Genomic DNA, 3,582 nt, shown 5'->3' with positions numbered 1-3,582 from the left:
TTCTTCTATGCCGAAAGGGAATTTGCCCGTTACGCCTAATGAAAAATTGTGGCGGAGGTAATCGAGCGCGTATTTTGAGAAGGCTGCCGTACCGGATTTCTTATCTGAGTTAATAAAATCGTAACCGAGCGATACCTTTTCGATGGATATGCCCCTCCAGATTTCACCCGGTTTGATTTCAATGAGGTTTTCTACTCCAAATGTGTCGATCTTGCCCGCGTTTGTCGCCCGCCATGGTTGGGCTTTGGAATCCCTCACCCAATCGATGATGTTTCTGCCGTTTCTGTTGAAGACCGTTGTGGATATAGTTATAAATTTGTCTTTATAGTCTATGCCGCCTTCATAAGACCAGGCGCTTTCGGGCTTAAGACTAGCGTCGCCTATGTTACCGGGGTCTACATAATATAGGTCTGTAAAAGATGGTATCCTGTAAGCCCTGTTAACGGAGCTGCGCAATACGATCTTATCATCTATGCTGTAACCGAGGCCTATCTGAGGCGAGAATTCCCATCCGAATGCCGAAAACCAGTCGGTCCTTATATTAGCGTTTACTAAAAAACCCGAAGGAAATTTATGATTGTAGCCGAAAAATACGGCTTCGCGGTCTCGTTTATGTTTGTCCAGATTTGTGCTGTCGATCTTATCCCAGGAAAGCTCTGTCCCGAAAATGATCGTGCCCAAATCCGTGGTGACGGTTGTCTGAATATCACTGCCCAAGGTATATGTCTTGTGAGTGTTTCTATACCAGAACGGCCTGTCATTATCGAGAATAAATCTGTCCCAGTGGCGCCTGTAGTAAAATTTCGGCTCTACGCTAACCATGCCTTCCTCGAATTTCATTCTTATCATGCCTGCTCTGGTATCGGTCATTTCATGCTCATTCGGATAGAGGCTCGAATAAAAGGTGCTTGCGCCGAAATCTTTGTATAAATAGCCTCCTATAACCTCGACCTCACCGGCATCTGTTTCCAAAAGCGAGTCAAATGAAAACGTAGTTATATGAAAGCTTGTCTCTTTACCCCTGTATCCCGAAGAATCACTCCTTTCGAATGATACCCTGTTCTTCAGGTTCTTCACGGGCTGTGTTATAGAGACGGCTTCTCTAAAGAGGCCGTTCTGGCCCATCGAGAACGCGGTAGTTACTCGGCGCTCTCCCGGCCTTTTCGTAATAAAATTGACGGTGCCGCCGAAGGCATCGGGGCCGTAAAGAGCGCTCTGCCCGCCGCGGACAAGCTCTATGCTTTCAAGATCCATAGATGTAAAAGGGATATCCATATTGTGATGGCCCGTCTGCGGGTCATTGAACCTTACGCCGTTAAGAAGGACCATGGACTCTTCGAAAGTAGCGCCTCTGATATTCAGGTCGGCCTGGACCCCCCGGACGCCTCTTTCTCTGACGTCAATGGAAGGCAGATCGTTCACAAGGTCTGTTATAGAAGAGCCTATGGCCTCATCGAATTCGCCTGAATTGATATAACTGACGCTTCTTAAAGGGGTCTCTTCGGGTATGCGTGAGGGGGTAATGACTATGGGAGGCAATTCCGCTTCGTCAGCCGCGTAGCACGACGGCTTTACCGCTATTATGCTTAATAAGAATATAAAAAATAAAGGCCTTAATCTCATACAAGGCCTATTTTACCACCAGAAAAGTCCTATTGTCAACCTATTGTATATTTTTGGTTAACAATCCCTATGCAAAAAATTAACCCCACCAATAACGGTGGGGTTAATTTATAACGTCCCCGCCGTGCCGTGGAAACGTCAAATCTGTGAACCTGTTAATTACAGGTGGGCACCCTCCCGCATACTTTACGCTTTCCCCGCGCTACCACTACATGGGGGACGTGCGTGCCATATACGAAGTTAGGTTCCCTTTATAAATTTGTTGGTTCAGATTTTTCGTTTTCTTCTCGCGCGCAAAGCAGGGAACTTCTATAAGGAAGTATATCACATATGGAATGTTATTTCAAGAAGAAGCGAAACCAATAAGGGTCAGCGCAGTGTTACTTTTAATTTTTCGACGAGAGAATCCCTGATAGCAAAATGGATCTTATCCACCTCTTTCGAAGTAAGAGTCCTTGTTCTTCCCCTGTACTCTATGCGAAAAGCGAGCCCCTGATGTCCTTGGGGTATCTGTCTTCCGGAATACCTGTCAAGAAGCTCTACATTCTCCACTAAATCCGCGCTCTTTTGGGATACAAGCGAAATAATGCTTTTGAAAGTGACTTCTTTAGGGGCTATTAACGATATATCTCTTTTTATGGAAGGATATTTTGGTATATCCCGGAACTTCTTCTCGAGATTAGCGTGGTGCTTTAATATATTAAGATCTATCTCGGCGCAAAAGACGCTTTCTGTCAAGTCGAATGCGTCGAGAACTTTTTTATCCAGTGCTGTGAAATAGCCAATATACTTTTTGTCGTAAAATATCTGCGGTCTTTTTCCCGTTCCGATCTCAATCTTATCGTGAGATATCCCAAGTTCTGAGAACAATGTGTCCAGAATTCCTCTTAGGTCAAACAACGTAAGCGGAGATTTTTCCCTTTGCCAATCGTCGGAAAAAAGTCCTGTCAGGGCTATGCATAAATGCGCGCTTTCGTAATGATAATTTTTCCCGTATACATTGCCTATTTCAAATATCTTTAAATCCTTTATGCCCCGGCTTATATTGCGGCTTAAAACGCTGAGAACGCCCGGCAAAATTGACGGGCGCATCAGTTCCTGGTCTACATTCAGATAATTTTTCACGGCTATTGCTTCGGGCATTTCCAAGCCGAATGCCTTGTGCAGATTCGCCTGACTTGTAAGGCCGTATGTCATAATCTCATTAAGGCCGAGTGAGGTAAGGATATCTCTCGTCTTTGTTTTTAGTTGCCATAAAAACGGCTTTCTTTGGGGGTTCGGGATTATTTTGGGTATGGTTGTGCCTATCCTGTCGTAGCCGTACATTCTCGCGACTTCCTCAATGATATCTATTTCATATTTTATGTCCTGCCTAAAGCTGGGTATGGAGAGCTTGATAACTCCTTTTTTCTTTGATACCGGTTTTAGCGACAGGCCCAATAACACCTTTTTGACATAGGATTCGGTAAGCTTCAGGTTTAATACGTTGTTTAGGCGCTCTATTCTTAGTTCGATGTTCCTATCTTTGCCGGGCTTCTCCCCCTTATCAAGCAGTTCCACTATCTTGCCGCCGCATATTTCGCCAATAAGAACTGCGGCCCTGTCAGATGCGCGAAGAATCATACCCGGATCCACGCTGCGCTCAAATCTGTAGCTGGACTCAGAGCTAAGCGCCAGCTTGTAGGAAGTCCTTCTTACGGATACGGGATTAAAATAAGCGCTCTCAAGAAGTATATTTTTCGTGCCCGCCGAAACTTCTGTATTGAACCCGCCCATTACGCCGGCCACAGCAATAGGCCGCTCGCTATCGGCGATTATGAGCATATCTTTTTCCAGTTTTCGCGTCATATTGTCTATGGAAAGTATCTTTTCGCCTTCCGCTGCGCGTCTTATTATCACTTCATTGCCTTTTATCTTATCGTAATCGAAGGCGTGCATCGGCTGACCCGTCTCAAAAAG

Annotated in this window: 2 protein-coding genes and 1 other RNA gene; all 3 read right to left on the bottom strand. The window is 45.2% G+C overall.

The window, feature by feature from the left end; all coding sequences use genetic code 11:
- A partial coding sequence (locus tag KKI13_06190) for a TonB-dependent receptor (GenBank protein MBU4488634.1) occupies positions 1-1,623 on the bottom strand: 1,623 nt, incomplete at its 3' end.
- Positions 1,624-1,735: 112 nt separating this feature from the next.
- Positions 1,736-1,931, bottom strand: a non-coding RNA gene (gene ssrS, locus KKI13_06185) — 6S RNA.
- 61 nt (positions 1,932-1,992) lie between these two features.
- On the bottom strand, positions 1,993-3,582 hold a 1,590-nt coding region (gene pheT / locus KKI13_06180), incomplete at its 5' end, for a phenylalanine--tRNA ligase subunit beta (GenBank protein ID MBU4488633.1).

The organism is Candidatus Omnitrophota bacterium, assembly GCA_018894435.1.
GTDB lineage: Bacteria > Omnitrophota > Gorgyraeia > JAHIPI01 > JAHIPI01 > JAHIPI01.
The sequence above is the reverse complement of the archived record's forward strand: the minus strand, read 5'-3'. Positions and strand labels throughout refer to the sequence as shown.